Here is a 16,773-nt window from a genome sequence, read left to right on the forward strand (position 1 = left end):
CTAGAGCACCTTCGACAGGAACTGCTGGGTCCGCTCGTGCTGCGGGTTCCCCAGCACAGTCCGCGGGTCGCCCTCCTCGACGATCACACCGCCGTCCATGAACACCAGCTTGTCGCCGACCTCGCGGGCGAAGCCCATCTCGTGGGTCACGACCATCATCGTCATGCCCTCGTCGGCGAGCTTGCGCATCACGTCGAGCACGTCGCCGACGAGCTCCGGGTCGAGTGCGCTGGTCGGCTCGTCGAACAGCATCATGTCCGGGTCCATCGAGAGCGCCCGGGCGATGGCCACCCGCTGCTGCTGGCCCCCGGAGAGGTGCGCCGGGTAGGCGTCCTCCTTCTCGGCGAGTCCGACCTTGTCGAGGTTCTTGCGGGCGATCTCGATCGCCTCCGCCTTCGAGCGTCCCTTGACCCGCTGCTGGGCGATGCAGAGGTTGCGCATCACCGTCATGTGCGGGAAGAGGTTGAAGGACTGGAAGACCATCCCGATCCGTGACCTCACCTTGTCGAGGTCGGCCTCCTCGTCGCAGATGTCGACCCCTTCGACCAGGATCGTGCCCGACGTCGGCTCCTCGAGGCGGTTGACGCAGCGCAGCAGGGTCGACTTGCCCGACCCGGAGGGCCCGATGACGCAGACGACCTGGCCGGCGTCGACGTGGAAGTCGATGCCCTTGAGCACCTCGTTGTCGCCGAAGTACTTGTGCAGCTCCCGCACCTCGATCGCGCGCACGCTCGCGTTGCCTGCGGTCATGGTCGTCACCGGGCTCTCTGCTGGCGCTTCTCCAGCCACGCCACGAGGCGGGTCAGGGGAAGCGTGATGATGAGGTAGAGCAAGGCTGCTTGTGTCAGTGCCGAGGACGTCCCGGCGGTCGGGCCGCTGCTCGTGAAGTCGCGCGCGACGCTGGCGAGCTCGCGTTGACCGACCTCGACGCCCAGGATGAACAGAAGAGACGTGTCCTTGAGCAGGAGCACGAACTCGTTGGTCATCGGGGGGATGACGATGCGGAACGCTTGCGGGAGCACGATCGAGAACAGAGTGTGACCCCCGCCCATCCCGAGCGACCTCGCCGCCTCGGTCTGGCCCTTCGGCACGGCCTGGATCCCGGCGCGAAGGGTCTCAGCCATGTAGGCCGACGCAACCAGGATCAGCCCGAGGAGGCCGGCGCCGACAGTGCCGCCGGGCGGTGACCAGCTGAACGCGATCGGTACCCCGAACGCGACGGCGAAGATCACCAGGATCGCGGGGAGGCCACGGAAGAGCTCGACATAGATCGTCGCAAGCCACCGGTACGGCGCGACGGGAGACAGCTTCATCAGGGCTAGCACGATCGCGAACGCAAGTCCGACCGCGAACGTGATCGCGGTGTACTCGAGGGTCTTCACGACCCCGGTGAGGATGAGGTCGTGCCAGTTGTCGGAGAGGCCGTGGCCCCAGAAGTTGGCGCGAACCGCTGACCAGTCGACTGCGAGACCGAGAACGACCAGCACGGCGACCAGCAGCGCGTACAACCCGAGACGGGTGAGCCGGCGTTTCGTGGAGCGCTTCACGAGCCCACCCCGTCGCGGTTGTCGCTCGGCATCAGCTGGTCTTGAAGTACTTGTTGTAGATCGTGTCGTAGCTGCCGTCGCCGTGCATCGCGGTCAGCTGCTTGTTGACGGCGTCGACGAGCGTCGTGTTGCCCTTCTTCATGGCGAAGCCGTACTGCTCGTCGGTCTTGTAGGTCTCGACGACCGTGAACTTGCCCGGCTGCTGCGGATCCTTCTGGTGGTCGAGGTTCACCGGCAGGTCCTGCAGCAGTGCCTCGACCTGACCGGCCTTGATCGCGGCGTACATCTCGGCGTCGCTGGGGAAGGTGACGATCTTCGCGCCCTTGGCGTTGTCCTGGGCGTACGTCTTGCCGGTGGTGCCCTGCTGCACCCCGACCTTCTTCCCGTCCAGGTCCCCGATCGCCTTGATCGATGAGCCGGTGGGGACGAGAAGTGACTGCTCGGAGTCGTAGTAGCCGTCGCTGAAGTCGAGTGCCTTCTTGCGGTCGTCGGTGATCGTCATCGCGCTGGCGACGAGATCGCACTGATTCGCGTTCAGGGCCTGGCCGCTCTGGAGAGCGTCGAACGAGGAGTCCTTGATCTTGAGCTTGACCTTCAGTCCCTCGGCGACCTTCGAGATGACGTCGACGTCGAAACCCTTGAAGCCGGTGGCCGTGCTCTTGTCGAAGTCCTCGAACGGCGGGTACGGCACGTCCGAGCAGACAGTGAGGGTGCCCGACTTGATCAGCTTCAGGCCCGAGGCGCTCGAGCCCGTCTTGTCGCCGTTGCCGGAGCTGCCGCAGGCGGTCAGGGACAGCGCGAGCACGGACGTGAGGGCAAGGGCCTTGAGGAGGCTTGGGGTCGTCATGCGCAGCACCCTAGACCGCCGGTGGAGGCGAGAGACAGGTCACGTCGTCACGATTTGGTCCCGTATCCGAGACGTTACGTCGGCGTAATGCGACCGGTCACCTCGCCCAGCGCGATCCGCCCGCCGAGGGTGCCCGGAGCGGTCGCCCGCAGCGTCACCTCGTCACCGTCCTCGAGGAACGTCCGGCCCACCCCGAACGGCTCGGCGCCGCCCCAGGACAGCTCGAGGAAGGAGCCGCGCTGGTCGCGCTCGTCGCCGCTCACGGTGCCGCTGGCGTACAGGTCGCCGGTGCGCAGCGTGGCCCCGTTGACGGTCAGGTGGGCGAGCATCTGGGCCGGTGACCAGTACATCGCGGAGTACGGCGGTCGGCTCACGACATCGCCGTTGAGGAGCACTTCGAAGGCGATGTCGTAGCCGGCGGGTTGGTCCACCCGGAGGTACTCGAGCGGCTCGGGGTCCTGTCCGGGCAGCGGCACCCGCGCGGCCTCGAGCGCCGCGAGCGGCGTCACCCAGGCGGAGACCGACGTCGCGAACGACTTGCCGAGGAAGGGGCCGAGCGGGACGTACTCCCAGGCCTGGATGTCACGGGCGGACCAGTCGTTGAGCGGCGTCACGCCGAAGACGTGGTCGGCGAACCCGGCGGTCGGGACCGATGTGCCGAGCTCCGTGGCAGTGCCGACGACGAACCCGAGCTCGGCCTCGATGTCCAGCCGGCGGCTGGGCCCGAACGACGGTTTCGCCGACCCGGCGGTCGAGCCTGTCGAGACCATCTGGCCGGACGGCCTCTTGATCGGCGTACCGGAGACGACCACGGTGCCCGCCCGGCCGTGGTAGCCGACCGGGAGGTGTCGCCAGTTCGGCAGCAGCGCCTCACCATCGGGACGGAAGATCCGGCCGACGTTGGTGGCGTGCTGCAAGGAGCAGTAGAAGTCGACGTAGTCCGCGACCTCGAACGGCAGGTGCAGGGTGACCTCGCCGAGGGGCACCAGGTGCGGCGCCGCCCTCTCGGCGTGGACGGCGTTGGTGAGCACCTCGACCAGCCAGTCGCGAGCGACGTCCCAGACCTCGCGGCCCGCGGCGAGGAACGCGTTCAGCGACGGCTGCTGCCACAACGGCATCAGGTCCGGGCCGTCCCCTGGCTCCATCGCCTCGCGTCCGTACGCCGCCACCGCCGCGACGTCCATGACCTGGTCACCGATGCGGACCCCCACCCGGGCAGGAGTATCGGCGGTCGAGAACACGCCGTACGGCAGGTTGTCCACGTCGTACGCCGAGCCCGACGCCCCGTCCACCCAGCTGGTCATGGGGCGGCGACCTCGATCAGGCCGAGCTCGACCAGGTCGTCGTGGGGCTCGAGGATGCTGCAGCTGCCGAAGCCCGTGAACCACCGCCGGGTGCGCTCGAGCGTCTCGGCGTCGAGCCCGTCGAGCAGCGCATCCGGCTCGGTCAGGGCGAGCACGTCCTCGGTGCTGCCGCCGTCGAGGCACGCTCGCGTCGCGGCGAGCACGTTGAGGAAGCCGTGATGGGCGAAGCCCGTCTCCGGGTCGGTGTGCCGCACCGCGCGGTGCAGGCCGGCCGTGCACTTGAAGGACAGCTCGCGGTCCAGCGCCGCCGCGATCGACGCAGCCAGCTCGACCGGGCTCGGGAACGCCTCCGGTGTGGCGCCACCGGTGCGGAACTTCAGCGGCAGCTCTCGCATGGCCAGCTCGTCGACCGCGAGCAGCCACCCGTGGCTCGGCCAGTCGGTCACCTGCGGGGGCTCGACGAACACGTCCACGTCGGCCAGCTCCTCCTCGAGCGAGTCGAGCATCGAGCACACCCGGCGCGCGTTGTGGCCCAGGTCGTCCTCGTCGCGCAGCGCGCAGTCGAGCCCGGCGAGCCGGACGGTCGGCGCTCGGCTGGCCCAGCGCACCGCCGGCTCGATGGCACCGGCGCCGCCGGTGACGACCACGTTGATCGTGAGCGGGACCTCGACCGGCTCAAGTCCCGCGGAGTCGTCGCCGAGCGCGTCGATGAGGTCGGGCAGCTTGACGTCGCTGACGACGAAGTTGCCCACCATCGCGGCGTACTCGCTGGACCTGTGCTCCCGGTGGGAGGCTACGGCCTGGTCCAGTGGCAGGTTGCCCGGAGGGAAGATCGCCGCGTCGTCGACGAGGTTCGTCAGCCAGTGTGGGATCACGGTCGCCACGCTAACGTGGCTGCGTGGCGTATTACAGATCGGTCGGAGATGTGCCCCGCACCCGTCACACCGCCTTCCGCGACGACGGTGGCCGGCTGCGCTACGAAGAGCTGATGGGGGAGGAGGGCTTCTCCTCCGACGCCTCCCTGCTCTACCACGTGGGCGTGCCCTCGGCGATCGTCGACAGCCAGGTCTGGGACCTTCCGGATCTCTCGACCACCCCGAACCACCCGCTCAAGCCGCGGCACCTCAAGCTCCACGAGCTGACCACCGGGGGAGCGACCCCCAACGCCGTCGACCATCGTCGCCTGGTCCTCGGCAACGCGGACGTCCGGATCTCCTACGTGGTGGCGACGGCCGCCTCTCCGCTCTACCGCAACGCGATCGGCGACGAGTGCGTGTACGTCGAGTCGGGCAGCGGCACCGTGGAGACCGTCTTCGGCGTGCTGTCCTACCGACAGGGCGACTACGTGCTGGTCCCGCGGGCCACGACGCACCGCTGGTTGCCCGCAGAAGAGTCCCGGCTCTACGCGATCGAGGCGTCGTCGCACATCACGCCGCCGAAGCGCTACCTGTCGCGCTTCGGGCAGTTCCTCGAGCACGCGCCGTACTGCGAGCGCGACCTGCACGGGCCGGCAGAGCCGTTGGTCTCGACAGGCTCAACCACCGGCGACGAGGACGTCGAGGTGCTCGTCAAGCACCGTGGCAACGGCCCGGGCGGCATCGTCGGGTCGCGGATGACCTACGCGACGCACCCGTTCGACGTCGTCGGCTGGGACGGCTGCCTGTACCCCTACACGTTCAACATCGAGGACTTCATGCCGATCACCGGCAAGGTCCACCAGCCGCCGCCGGTGCACCAGGTCTTCGAGGGCCACAACTTCGTGGTCTGCAACTTCCTGCCGCGCAAGGTCGACTACCACCCGCAGTCCATCCCGGTGCCCTACTACCACTCGAACGTCGACTCCGACGAGGTGATGTTCTACGTCGGCGGCGACTACGAGGCCCGGAAGGGCAGCGGCATCGACATCGGCTCGATCTCGTTGCACCCCGGTGGCTACGCCCACGGGCCGCAGCCGTCGGCGGTGGAGGCGTCGATCGGGGTGGAGTTCTTCGACGAGTCGGCGGTGATGGTCGACACCTTCCGCCCGCTCGAGCTCGGAGAGGCCGGGCTCGCGGTCGAGGACCCGGCGTATGCATGGACCTGGGCGGGACGCGGACCGGAGGCCGACGGCGGCCCCGCAGTCTTCTCGAACTCCTAGCCCCACTTCTCGGCGAGGGCGCGGATCACCTTGGCGTTGCGGTTGGTCGCGGGCCCGGCGACCTTCTCGAGGCGGGTGGCGGTCTTCGAGGTGCCGTACGGGACGTCGTAGAGCATGTGCACCGCGCGTCCGCGGACGACCAGCCGCTCGCCCTCCTCGCCCAGCGCCTCGATCTCCTTCCGCGTCGCCGCAGCGGGCTCGTGCTTGAGGACGCTGACGTACTGGCCGTACTCGAACCCGTGCGCGGCGGCGAGCTCGTCGGCGTCCGCCGCCATCTGGGTGACCTGCTGCGGCGTGAACACCATCGTGACCACGTCGAAGCCGCGGTCGGCGAGGAACAGCTCCTCGAGGGCCGCCTCGACCTTGGCGCTCGAGCGCAGCGGCGCGCTGATCTTGATGTTGCCGGTCTGGATGTGGGTCTCGACGTCGGTGTAGCCGGCGCCCTCCAGCGCCGCCCTGAGATCGGCCGTCCGGTACTGCCGCTTGCCGATGTTCACCGCGCGCAGGAAGCCGATGTGCGAAGGCATGGGCTCAGGCTAGTGGCGCCGGGGCGCTAGATTGCCGCATGCCCGTGAGCGAGTACGACGGCCTGCGGGTCGACCTCGAGGGCGGCGCCCTCTGGTTGACCCTCGACCAGCCGGAGACCTTCAACGCACTGACCGGCGAGATGGTGCTGGGGCTCGTCGCGGAGCTGCGCGCCGCGGTCTCGCGCGACGACGTCCGCGTCGTGGTGGTGACCGGCACCGGCGCCGCGTTCTCCGCCGGCGCCGACCTCAGCGGCGACGCTCCGGAGGAGAAGTACGACGCATCCGCGGTCGACGCCGCCAACGCGCTGATCCGGTCGATCACCGACTGCGACAAGCCGGTGGTCTGCGGACTCAACGGGGTCGCTGCCGGCGTCGGCATGAGCGCCGTGCTCGCCTGTGACCTGGTGGTGGCCAAGGCGTCCGCGGCGCTCACGCTCGGGTTCACCAGGATCGGCCTGATGCCCGACGGCGGCGCCACGGCGACCGTGGCGGCGGCGGTCGGCCGGGTCCGGGCGATGCGGCTCGCGCTGCTCTCCGACCTGTTGTCGGCCCAGGAGGCCTACGACGCCGGCCTGGTCTCCCATGTCTTCCCCGACGACGACTACGAGGAGGGGCTCGGCAAGGTCGTCCGCCGGCTCGCCTCCGGGCCGCCGCTGGCCCAGTCGGCGACGAAGAAGGCGGTCAACGCCGCGACCCTCGACCGGCTGGCCGATGCCTTCCAGCGCGAGCGCGCCGGTCAGTCGGTGCTGCTGCGCTCGGACGACGCCGCCGAGGGGATGCGGGCGTTCAACGAGAAGCGCCGCCCGGACTTTCGCGGGCGCTGACGCTCTCCGGCTGGTCGAGCAGCGAGCGCCAGCGGACGATCAGTCGAGACCCCCACACCCCTCACATCACCGTGATGCCGGCCTCGCCGAGCTGGGTGATGGCGGCCTCGGTGGTCTCCGGAGCGACGCCGGCGCAGAGGTCGGTGAGCACCCGGGTGGCGAACCCGTTGCTGCTCGCGTCCAGGGCGGTCGCCCGCACGCAGTGGTCGGTCGCGATCCCGCACACGTCGACGCTGTCGACCTCGTGGCTGCGCAACCAGTCCGCGAGCTCCACCCCGTCGGAGGTGCGGCCCTCGAACCCGGAGTAGGCCGCCTCGTGCTGTCCCTTGAGGAAGATCGCGTCGAACGGCTGCGGGTCGAGGTTCGGGTGGAACGCCTCCCCGTCGGTTCCCGCCCGGCAGTGCACCGGCCACGAGTCGACGTAGTCGGGATCGCGGGACCAGTGCGCTCCGGGGTCGACGTGGTGGTCCTTGGTGGCCACGACCACGTCGTACGGCGGCGCCTTGGGGTCCTTGCGCGACCAGTGGTGGAGCAGGACGCCGATCTCGCTGGCCACCCGGGCGCCGCCCTGCACCGGCAGCGACCCGCCCTCGCAGAAGTCGTTCTGCACATCGACCACGATCAGAGCCCGCGCCATGAATCCGAGGCTAGCGACCGGCGCTGGTTCTGTCAGGGTGGGCCCATGCCCACCCGAGACCACATCGAGAAGGCCGTCCGCCAGTACGTCGAGGCGGTCGGCCGCCAGGACCTCGAGGCCACCCTCGCCCTGTTCGCCGAGGACGCCCGCCAGGAGGACCCGGTCGGCTCACCGCCGAACGTCGGCCGGGACGCGATCCGCAGCTTCTTCGAGCGGGCCTACCGCGGCGGCTTCAGCACCACATTGGCGGGTCCGCTCCTGGTGACCGGCGACCACGCGGCGGTGCACTTCGTGATCAGCGTGCCCACCGGTGGCGATCCGCTGGTCGTGCGGGTCATGGACCTGATCAGGTTCGACGACGACGGCCTGATCGCCGACCTGCGGGCAGTCGTCGACTGAGGCAGGCGGTCACAGGAACCGGGTCGGCACCGCCGGCTCGCCCTTCTGCAGCTGCCGGGCGGTCATCGGCAGCTCGCGACGTGACCGCGCGTGCCGGTCGCGGGCACGCTCCAACGGCTCCGTTCCGACGATCTCGCCCCTGCTGACCAGCGGGACGAGCAGCTCGCGGTCGTTGCTGTCGCCGGTCGGCAGGGCGCCGATCCCGAGCAGCTCCGCCTCGGCCACGCCGGAGTCGTCGAGCCGGCGCAAGGCGTACTTCCGCCCACCGACGGAGATCTTGTCCTTGCTCTTCTTCGCGACGTCGACCATGGTGCCGGCGTCGTCCGCGCGCGCGACCAGCTTGTACACGAACCCACAGGTGGGGTGCCCGCTGCCGACGACGACCTGGGTCCCGACGCCGTAGCCGTCGACCGGGGCTGCAGCGAGGGCCGCGATCGCGAACTCGTCGAGGTCCGAGGTGACCAGGATCCGGGTCCCGGTGGCGCCGAGCCCGTCGAGCTGCTCCCGGACCGACCGGGCGAGCTCCCCGAGGTCTCCGGAGTCGAGCCGCACCGCTCCCAGCCCCGTGCCCGCGACCTCCACGGCGATCCCGACAGCGGTCGCGACGTCGTAGGTGTCGACGAGCAGGGTCGTCCCGGACCCGAGCGCGCTGACCTGCGCCCGGAACGCATCGGTCTCGGTGTCGTGGAGCAGGGTGAACGAGTGGGCGCTGGTCCCGGCCGTCGGTACGCCGTACCGGCGCCGGGCCTCCAGGTTCGAGCTGCTCGCGAAGCCGGCGACGTACGCCGCCCGGGCGCTCGCCACGGCCGCCTGCTCGTGGGTCCGGCGCGAGCCCATCTCGATGCACGGGCGGCCGCCCGCAGCCCAGGTCATCCGGGACGCCGCGGAGGCGATCGCGGAGTCGTGGTTGTAGATCGAGAGCAGCAGCGTCTCGAGGACGACCGCTTCGGCGAAGCCGGCCTCCACGATCAGCAGCGGCGAGTACGGGAAGTAGAGCTCTCCCTCCGGGTATCCCCAGACGTCGCCGGTGAACCGGTAGCTGGCGAGCCAGTCCAGCGTCGGGCCGTCGACGATGCCTTCTCGGCGCAGGAACTCGACCTGCCCGTCGCCGAACCGGAACTCGGCGAGCGCCTCCAGCATCCGTCCGACGCCGGCCACGACGCCGTACCGGCGGCCCTCGGGGAGGCGGCGCGGGAAGAGCTCGAAGACCGACCGGCGGTGCGCGGTGCCACCGGCCAGCGCGGCCTGCACCATGGTGAGCTCGTAGTGGTCGGTCAGCAGGGCGGTCGACGTCACGCTGGCAGCCTAGGACGGCCTAGTGTTGACGGCATGTCCGCTCCCAGCCCTGTCGAGCTCGACGAGCCGGTGACCGACGACATCACCCACCTGTCCACTCCCTGGGTGACGATCGTCTGGAACGACCCGGTGAACCTGATGTCCTACGTCACCTTCGTCTTCCAGCAGTACTTCGGCTACGCACGGGACAAGGCCGAGAAGCTCATGCTCGAGGTGCACCACGACGGCAGGTCGGTGGTCTCGACGGGCTCGCGGGAGGAGATGGAGCGCGACGTGCAGGCGATGCACGAGTTCGGCCTCTGGGCGACGATGCAGAAGGCAGACACGCCGTGAGTGGCTTCACCCGGCACCGGAAGTCCGGAGCGGCGGTCACCACGTTCACGGCGTTCGAGGCCGACCTGCTCCGGTCCCTGGCGGCACAGCTGATCGAGCTGCTGCGCAACGAGTCGGCGACCGAGGACATCGCCTCGGACTCCCTGGAGGACCTGCTCGACTTCAGCGGCCCGACCCTCGAGCCCGAGGACCCGGTGCTCGCCCGGCTCTTCCCCACGGCGTACCCCGAGGACGACGAGGCGTCGGCGGAGTTCCGCCGCTACACCGAGAGCGACCTGCGCAACGGCAAGGCGGCCAGCGCCGCAGCGGTGATCGACACCCTGGAGGAGGCCGGTCTGCCCGTCGAGCCGGAGGACGGGCTCTTCATCGACATCGAGCTGGACCCGGCGACGGCGATCACCTGGATGCGGTCGTTCACCGACATGCGCCTGGCGATCGCGACCCGGCTCGGGATCGAGGAGGGTGACGAGGAGGTCTGGTACTCCCTGCCCGACGACGACCCGCGCGCACAGGTCCACGACATCTACGACTGGGTCGGCTACCTGCAAGAGACGCTCGTCCAGGCCGTGTCCCGCTGACGGTGGTTGAGCCTGACGCGACCTCCGCACCCGTCCGGCGACTGGGCCCCGGCCCGGCCGACGGCCGATCTCCCCTAACCTTGTCCACGTGCTGAGACTCGACCGCAGGCTGTACGACGCGATCGTCGCCCACGCCCGGCGGGACCATCCCGACGAGGCGTGCGGGATCGTCGCGGGGGCCGAGGGCTCCGACGTACCGAGCCGGCACGTGCCGATGGTCAACGCGGCCGGGTCGCCGACGTTCTACGAGTTCGACTCCACCGAGCTGCTCGCGCTGTACAAGGAGATGTGGGCCAACGACGAGGAGCCGGTGGTCATCTACCACTCCCACACGGCGACCGAGGCCTACCCGAGCCGCACCGACATCGGGCTGGCCAACGAGCCGGGGGCGCACTACGTGCTCGTCTCGACACGCGAGCACGGGAATAGCGAGGGCCCGGTGGAGTTCAGGTCCTACAGGATCATCGACGGCGAGGTCACCGAGGAACCGGTCGAGATCCTCGACGCGTCCCAGCATCAGAGCCAGACCCAGAGCGCTTAGGAGCGACATGGCCATCGAGGTCCGGATCCCCACGATCCTGCGTACGTACACCGGCGGCGAGAAGGCCGTCGACGCCAGCGGCGACACCCTCGCGGCGCTCATCGAAGACCTCGAGGCCAACCACCCAGGCCTCAAGGACCGGCTCATCGAGGCCAAGGCGGACGGGCAGGGCGACCTGCGCCGGTTCGTCAACGTCTACGTCAACGACGAGGACGTCCGGTTCACCGGCGGCCTGGAGACCGCACTCAGCGACGGCGACCAGGTCGTCGTGCTGCCTGCGGTCGCGGGCGGTTCCCGACCGAGCTCGACGACCTGATGCGCTTCGACAGCCTGCTCGACACCGTCGGCGGCACCCCGCTCGTCGGGCTGCCGCGGCTCTCGCCCTCGCCGGACGTCCGGCTGTGGGCCAAGCTGGAGGACCAGAACCCGACCGGTTCGATCAAGGACCGGGCGGCGCTGCGGATGATCGCGGCGGCCGAGAAGGACGGCACCCTCCGGCCGGGCTGCACGATCCTGGAGCCGACGTCGGGCAACACCGGCATCTCGCTGGCGATGGCCGCGAAGCTCCGCGGGTACCGGCTCGTCTGCGTGATGCCCGAGAACACCTCGGAGGAGCGCCGCCAGCTGCTGCGCATGTGGGGCGCCGAGGTGCTCTCGAGCCCCGCCGCCGGTGGTTCCAACGAGGCCGTCCGGGTCGCCAAGCAGGTCGCCGCCGAGCACCCGGACTGGGTGATGCTCTACCAGTACGGCAACCCGGCGAACGCGCTGGCCCACTACGAGGGCACCGCGCCAGAGATCCACGCCGACCTGCCCGAGGTGACGCACTTCGTCGCCGGCCTCGGGACGACCGGCACCCTCATGGGAGCGGGCCGCTACTTCCGCGAGCACGCGCCGCACGTCCGGATCGTGGCCGCCGAGCCCCGCTACGGCGAGCTGGTCTACGGGCTGCGCAACCTCGACGAGGGCTTCGTCCCGGAGCTGTACGACGAGACGCTGATCGACGCCCGCTTCTCGGTCGGCCCGCGTGACGCCGTACGCCGGGTCCGGGAGCTGATCGAGTCCGAGGGCATCTTCGCCGGCATCTCGACCGGCGCGATCCTGCACGCCGCGCTCGGGCAGGCGGCCAAGTGCGTCCAGGCGGGGGAGCGGGCCGACATCGCGTTCGTCGTCGCCGACGGCGGCTGGAAGTACCTGTCCACGGGCGCCTACGAGGGCACCATCGACGAGGCCGAGGAGCGGCTCGAGGGCCAGCTCTGGGCCTAGGGCAGCGCGGATGGAACAGCTCCAGATCGCCCTCTCGATCCTCAGCGCGCTCGCCCTGGTGCAGCTCGTCGTGCTGATCGTCCGCGACCGGCTGCCGGGCCGGGCCACCTACGCGATGCTCGTGCTCCTCGAGCTCGGGCTGCTCGCCCAGCTCGTCGTCGGGGTCTCGATGGTCCTCGACGACCATCGCGGGGTCTCGGTGTTCACCTACGTGGCCTACCTCGCCGGGTCACTGGTGATCCTGCCGCTCGCCGCGGGCTGGTCCTGGGCGGAACGGACCCGCAACGGCACCGCAGTACTGCTGGTCGGCGTCCTGGTCGTGCCGGTCCTGTTCGTCCGGCTCCACGACATCTGGTCCACCCATGTCTGACGCCGGCGAGCCCCGGCCGACCAGTGCCGGCCTCGGCCGGGTGATCGTCTTCGTCTACGGGATCCTGGCCTTCGCGGCGAGCGGCCGCGCGTCCTTCGAGCTGTTCAGCAAGTTCTCCGAGGCGCCGCTGCCCTACGCGCTGTCGGTGCTCGCGGCCGTCGTCTACGTCGTCGCCACCTGGGCGCTGGCGACCGACCGGCGCGCGATCGCCCTGGTCGCGGTCTCCTTCGAGCTGACCGGCGTGCTGGCCGTCGGCCTCGCGAGTCTGCTGTGGACCAGCACGTTCCCCGAGGCGAGCGTGTGGTCCGACTTCGGGGTCGGCTACGGGTGGGTTCCGCTGGTGCTGCCGATGGTCGGCCTCTGGTGGATCCTCCGCGGAAGCCGCCGCTGAGTCCCACGGCGGAGGTTTCGACAGGCTCAACCACCGGTGGTTGAGCCTGTCGAAACCAAGCCGCTCCCGCTCAGCCGCCGGGTTGGGTCACCCCGTTGGCCTTCAGGGTGTACCGCGCGTACTGCGTGACCGTCTCGCTCGGGTCGTCCTGGGTGACGATCGCGCCCACGACGGTCGCCTGTCGGCCGAGCCTCCTGATCAGGTCCGGCCCGATCAGGCGGCCCTCGAAGTCACCGCCGAGGTGCAGGTCGTGGTACCAGGCGCGCCCCTTCTCGTCGTACGCGACGAGCTGCACGGTCCACCCTGCGACCGGGGTCGGGTTCGCCTGCGAGATCGACTCCCAGCCGTCCAGGGTGCTGGGGACGGCTGTGCCCGCGACCGAGATGTTGCGCACCCAGAACCCGGCCTCGTTGACGCCCGAGTCGGTGACGTACCGGAAGCCGACGAGCACGTCCTTGCCGGCGTACGCCGACAGGTCGGCCGACTCGCTCTTCCAGGTCGAGCTGTCGCCGGTGAAGCCGGGCAGCTGCGAGGTCACCGCCGAGACGGCCCCGGGGTCGTGGTCGGCCGTGGTGTCGGCGGTGGGCAGGCTGGTCCACGTCCTGCCGCCGTCCTCGGAGACCTGCACGAAGCCGAAGTCCCAGCCGGGCTCGGTGTCCCAGAGCGCGTCGAAGTCGAGCGTTCCGCCGCTCGCCGGCACGGAGACCGATCGGACGATCGAGCGGTCGAGGTTCTCCCCGCAGCCGGAGTACAGCGCCGGAGCGCCCGTGCCGGTGCCGATGTCCCCGCAGGTGGTCGCCGCGGTGGTGCCGTCGGGTGGCGTCGCCGCGACCTCCCACTCGACCGGGGTCGGCTCGAGGATTCGCGAGCCGGCGAAGGTCAGGCTGCGCAGCTGCGCGGCGGAGAGATACCGACCGTCCTGGCCACGCAATCGCACGTAGTCCGAGCCGTTGGGCGGAGCGCCCGGGCTCTCGTAGGCCTGCGCGTTGTCCCAGTTGATCTTTGCGTTCATCGAGGCGATCGACAGCGCGCGGCTGTCCCCGCCGGTGAGCTTGCGCTGGCCCGCCACGGAGTCGAGCGCCATCGCGGCTGCCCAGTCGTGCAGGGTCTCCTGCGCAGTCCGGTGCGCATGGAACTGCGAGAGCACGGCGTCGAGGCCGTCGAGCCCGCTGTCGTCGTTGCGGTGCAGCGCGGTCATGAAGGCCTCGCCGTAGTGGCTCTCGAGGTACTCCATGAAGCTGTACGCCGCGCCGTAGTCGCAGAGGATCTCCGGGCCGCCCTGGTCGCTCCACACCGTCAGGGAGTTCTCCGGGCCGCCGAAGTTCGGCGGCTGGTAGCCCTGGAAGCAGGAGAGGTGGCCGTCGGCCCCGGGAGCGTCGGGTGCGATCGACGGGTCGACGTACCCGACCAGCGTCTGGGCCCAGTCCGAGAGGCCCTCGTTGACCCAGGACACCTCGTCGGGGTCCTCGTAGTACTCCAGGAGGTGCTGGTACTCGTGCGCGAACGTGCCCTCGTACAGGTGCGGACGAGCCGTGCCGTAGGGCCGGGTCGAGCCCTGCTGCTGCGCACAGTCGATGTAGGCCTGGTCGGCGCTGTCGTCCGGCGGGTTGGCGCCGGTGCGGTGCAGCCAGTCGTAGGCGTCGATCGTCATCACGTTGCGATCGACGTACTCGTTGAACACCGAGTAGAAGAACCCGGCGATGTAGGTCTGGCCGTCCGGCGTGGAGGGGTCGTAGTAGTTCGCGTCCCTGACGTTGTCGACGAGCACGGTGATGTCGTCGGCCTGGTCGCTGGAGACCTGGTAGTAGTCCGCCGGGAGGCCCACCTTCCCGGGCAGGTCGGCGCCCGAGCCGTCGCGGCTCGGCGGGGTCGAGAAGGTCGCGGACTCCTTCGGGTAGATGTTCGTGTCGAACTCGTGGACGAAGCTGCTCACCTGGTCGTCGGTGATGTCGCTGAGCCCGAGGTCGTTGCGGCAGTCGCCCGCCGGGAACGTGGTGTCGTTGGCCACCCACACCTGGATGTGGTCGCCGAGCCCGCGAAGCGTGTAGCTCTTCAGGTAGATGGCGTTGTTGGCGTCGTTCAGGGCCAGCCAGGTCTTCGTCGTGCCGACCGCCGGGTCAGCGCCGCTGGTCGCGAGCATGGACTGCGGCTGGCGGGCCTTCGAGGTGCTGAGGTGGAGGGACTTGCCCTCGTTGTAGTCGGGCCCGACGTTGCGGACGTCCCCGTGCCGCGCCTTCGCGGCTCCAGGAGCGCCCGGGTTGCCCGGGTCGCCGGGATCGGCGTAGGACGCCGTGGTGCCGGCGACCGCGGTGCTGAGCGCCAGGGCGGCCGTCGCCGCGAGGGCGCAGGCCGCTGATGGTCTGATACGTGGCATGTGTCATCTCTTTCACCCGAAACAAGGTGGTGCCGGCTGATCGAGCCGCCCCACCCGCTGACGCGGATGATCCAAACAGGGACGCTGGCGTTCCGCAATGGTTGGGACCGGAAATGCTTCGAAGGAATGGAGAGCGGCCCGGATGACTTCCCCTCAGGTGCCCGTTCGAGCTGCGTCCCACCCGCGACCGCGGCACGTCGTGCTCGCGATCACCGCACTGGCGCTCGGCGGGTTCGCGATCGGCACGACGGAGTTCGTGACGATGGGCCTGCTCCCGGAGATCGCCGGCGGCATCGGCGAGTCCATCCCGCGGACCGGCCACGTCATCACGGCGTACGCGTTCGGCGTGGTGGTCGGAGCGCCGGTGATCGTCTCGCTCGGCGCGCGCCTGCCGCGCCGCGAGCTGGCGGTGGCGCTGGTGCTCGCGCTCGGCATCGGCAACGCCGCCACCGCGCTGGCACACGGGTACTGGCCGGTGATGGCGGCCCGGTTCCTCGCCGGCCTGCCGCACGGCGCCTACTTCGGTGTCGCCTCGCTGATCGCGGCGTCGCTGGTCGCGCCCGAGCGCAAGGGCCGCGCCGTCAGCGGTGTGATGCTCGGGTTGTCGGTCGCCACCGTGGTGGGTGTCCCGGCGAGCACCTGGCTCGGCCAGGACCTCGGCTGGCGCAGCGCCTACTGGGCGGTGGTCGCGATCACCGTCGCCACGGGAGCCCTCCTGCTCGTCGTGGTGCCGCACACCCCGGGCAACCGCGAGGCGTCGGTGATGGCCGAGCTCCAGGCGCTCCGAAGGCCGCAGGTCCTGTACGCCGTGACGGCCGGGATGATCGGCTTCGGCGGCGTCTTCGCCATGTACAGCTACGTCGCGCCGCTGGTCACCGGCGAGGCCGGCCTGGCCCGGTCCGCCATCCCGTGGTTCCTGCTGGCCTTCGGGATCGGCTCGGTGGCGGGCTCCTGGCTGGCCGGCCGGCTTGCCGACTGGGACGTCGAGCGCGCGCTCCTCGGCGGCTTCGTCGCCGTGTCGGGCGTCCTCGTGCTGATCTGGTTGCTGGCCGGCGTGCCGGCTGCGCTGTGGGTGTTGGTGCTGCTGGTCGGACTCCTCGGCTCGGTGGTCGCGATCAACCTGCAGCTGCGGCTCATGCACGTCGCCGGCGACGCGCAGATGCTGGGTGCCGCGTTGAACCACTCGGCGCTGAACCTGGCCAACGGGCTGGGGGCCTGGGTCGGCGCTGCGGTGATCCAGGCAGGTCACGGCTACCGTGCGCCCAGCCTCGTGGGTGCCGGCCTCGCCGGGGCCGGTCTGGTCGTCCTCCTGGTCGGCCTCCGGGCACAGCGCACCGAGCGGGCAGGTGCAGCTCTCGCCGAGGTGGGCCGCTCGGCGTGATCTGGGTCGCCATTCCACCTCTCC

At 70.2% G+C, this 16,773-nt stretch carries 20 protein-coding genes; 11 read left to right on the top strand and 9 right to left on the bottom strand.

The features are described 5' to 3' along the window. From ACVW00_RS06445 to ACVW00_RS06465, 5 genes are all read right to left on the bottom strand, one after another. Positions 1-750, bottom strand: a complete 750-nt coding sequence (locus ACVW00_RS06445) for an amino acid ABC transporter ATP-binding protein (protein WP_457110079.1) — start codon at positions 748-750, stop codon at positions 1-3. Between the two features lie 5 nt (positions 751-755). Beyond that, positions 756-1,547: an amino acid ABC transporter permease gene (locus ACVW00_RS06450; RefSeq protein WP_457110080.1), complete on the bottom strand. Its 792-nt coding sequence runs from the start codon at positions 1,545-1,547 to the stop codon at positions 756-758. A gap of 31 nt (positions 1,548-1,578) precedes the next feature. Continuing rightward, positions 1,579-2,394, bottom strand: a complete 816-nt coding sequence (locus ACVW00_RS06455; RefSeq protein WP_457110081.1) for an ABC transporter substrate-binding protein — start codon at positions 2,392-2,394, stop codon at positions 1,579-1,581. A gap of 74 nt (positions 2,395-2,468) precedes the next feature. Continuing rightward, positions 2,469-3,698, bottom strand: a complete 1,230-nt coding sequence (fahA, locus tag ACVW00_RS06460) for a fumarylacetoacetase (RefSeq protein WP_457110082.1) — start codon at positions 3,696-3,698, stop codon at positions 2,469-2,471. Next, positions 3,695-4,573 carry a hypothetical protein gene (locus ACVW00_RS06465; RefSeq protein ID WP_457110083.1) on the bottom strand — a complete coding sequence of 293 codons (879 nt, stop codon included), beginning with the start codon at positions 4,571-4,573 and terminating at the stop codon, positions 3,695-3,697. The genes fahA and ACVW00_RS06465 overlap by 4 nt, the downstream gene beginning before the upstream one ends. A gap of 23 nt (positions 4,574-4,596) precedes the next feature. Between ACVW00_RS06465 and ACVW00_RS06470 the strand changes: the two genes are divergently transcribed. Then, positions 4,597-5,835: a homogentisate 1,2-dioxygenase domain-containing protein gene (locus ACVW00_RS06470; protein ID WP_457110084.1), complete on the top strand. Its 1,239-nt coding sequence runs from the start codon at positions 4,597-4,599 to the stop codon at positions 5,833-5,835. Here ACVW00_RS06470 and ACVW00_RS06475 read toward each other — a convergent pair. Then, positions 5,832-6,362, bottom strand: a complete 531-nt coding sequence (locus ACVW00_RS06475; protein WP_457110085.1) for a DUF1697 domain-containing protein — start codon at positions 6,360-6,362, stop codon at positions 5,832-5,834. The genes ACVW00_RS06470 and ACVW00_RS06475 overlap by 4 nt on opposite strands. A gap of 38 nt (positions 6,363-6,400) precedes the next feature. On the opposite strand from ACVW00_RS06475, the gene ACVW00_RS06480 reads away from it, so the two are divergent. Beyond that, a complete protein-coding gene (locus ACVW00_RS06480) occupies positions 6,401-7,186 on the top strand; it encodes an enoyl-CoA hydratase-related protein (protein ID WP_457110086.1) in 786 nt (261 codons plus the stop codon). Positions 7,187-7,247: 61 nt separating this feature from the next. On the opposite strand, the gene ACVW00_RS06485 is transcribed toward ACVW00_RS06480, so the two are convergent. After that, positions 7,248-7,823, bottom strand: a complete 576-nt coding sequence (locus ACVW00_RS06485; protein ID WP_457110087.1) for an isochorismatase family protein — start codon at positions 7,821-7,823, stop codon at positions 7,248-7,250. Between the two features lie 45 nt (positions 7,824-7,868). On the opposite strand from ACVW00_RS06485, the gene ACVW00_RS06490 reads away from it, so the two are divergent. Next, positions 7,869-8,222 (top strand): nuclear transport factor 2 family protein, encoded by a 354-nt coding sequence (locus ACVW00_RS06490; protein WP_457110088.1) that lies wholly within the window; start codon positions 7,869-7,871, stop codon positions 8,220-8,222. Positions 8,223-8,231: 9 nt separating this feature from the next. Here ACVW00_RS06490 and ACVW00_RS06495 read toward each other — a convergent pair whose 3' ends face one another. Continuing rightward, positions 8,232-9,476, bottom strand: coding sequence for a nicotinate phosphoribosyltransferase (locus ACVW00_RS06495; protein ID WP_457113078.1), 1,245 nt, complete (start codon positions 9,474-9,476; stop codon positions 8,232-8,234). 75 nt (positions 9,477-9,551) lie between these two features. On the opposite strand from ACVW00_RS06495, the gene clpS reads away from it, so the two are divergent. The 7 genes from clpS (at position 9,552) to ACVW00_RS06530 (ending at position 12,994) form a co-directional block, all read left to right on the top strand. Next, positions 9,552-9,851, top strand: a complete 300-nt coding sequence (gene clpS / locus ACVW00_RS06500; protein ID WP_457110089.1) for an ATP-dependent Clp protease adapter ClpS — start codon at positions 9,552-9,554, stop codon at positions 9,849-9,851. Further along, entirely contained in the window at positions 9,848-10,429 is a 582-nt protein-coding gene (locus tag ACVW00_RS06505) for a DUF2017 domain-containing protein (protein ID WP_457110090.1), read from the top strand. The genes clpS and ACVW00_RS06505 overlap by 4 nt, the downstream gene beginning before the upstream one ends. Positions 10,430-10,517: 88 nt before the next feature. Continuing rightward, positions 10,518-10,970, top strand: coding sequence for a Mov34/MPN/PAD-1 family protein (locus tag ACVW00_RS06510; protein ID WP_457110091.1), 453 nt, complete (start codon positions 10,518-10,520; stop codon positions 10,968-10,970). A gap of 7 nt (positions 10,971-10,977) precedes the next feature. Continuing rightward, positions 10,978-11,286: a MoaD family protein gene (locus ACVW00_RS06515; protein WP_457110092.1), complete on the top strand. Its 309-nt coding sequence runs from the start codon at positions 10,978-10,980 to the stop codon at positions 11,284-11,286. Continuing rightward, a complete protein-coding gene (locus tag ACVW00_RS06520) occupies positions 11,286-12,233 on the top strand; it encodes a PLP-dependent cysteine synthase family protein (RefSeq protein WP_457110093.1) in 948 nt (315 codons plus the stop codon). The genes ACVW00_RS06515 and ACVW00_RS06520 overlap by 1 nt, the downstream gene beginning before the upstream one ends. Before the next feature lie 10 nt (positions 12,234-12,243). Continuing rightward, positions 12,244-12,603 (top strand): hypothetical protein, encoded by a 360-nt coding sequence (locus tag ACVW00_RS06525; protein ID WP_457110094.1) that lies wholly within the window; start codon positions 12,244-12,246, stop codon positions 12,601-12,603. Beyond that, positions 12,596-12,994, top strand: coding sequence for a hypothetical protein (locus tag ACVW00_RS06530; RefSeq protein WP_457110095.1), 399 nt, complete (start codon positions 12,596-12,598; stop codon positions 12,992-12,994). The genes ACVW00_RS06525 and ACVW00_RS06530 overlap by 8 nt, the downstream gene beginning before the upstream one ends. Positions 12,995-13,064: 70 nt before the next feature. Here ACVW00_RS06530 and ACVW00_RS06535 read toward each other — a convergent pair whose 3' ends face one another. Continuing rightward, positions 13,065-15,368 (bottom strand): peptidase M6, encoded by a 2,304-nt coding sequence (locus ACVW00_RS06535; RefSeq protein ID WP_457110096.1) that lies wholly within the window; start codon positions 15,366-15,368, stop codon positions 13,065-13,067. A gap of 142 nt (positions 15,369-15,510) precedes the next feature. Here ACVW00_RS06535 and ACVW00_RS06540 point away from each other — a divergent pair, with 142 nt between their 5' ends. Beyond that, positions 15,511-16,749 (top strand): MFS transporter, encoded by a 1,239-nt coding sequence (locus tag ACVW00_RS06540; RefSeq protein WP_457110097.1) that lies wholly within the window; start codon positions 15,511-15,513, stop codon positions 16,747-16,749. Positions 16,750-16,773 lie beyond the last annotated feature (24 nt).

This window comes from Marmoricola sp. URHA0025 HA25 (assembly GCF_054059435.1).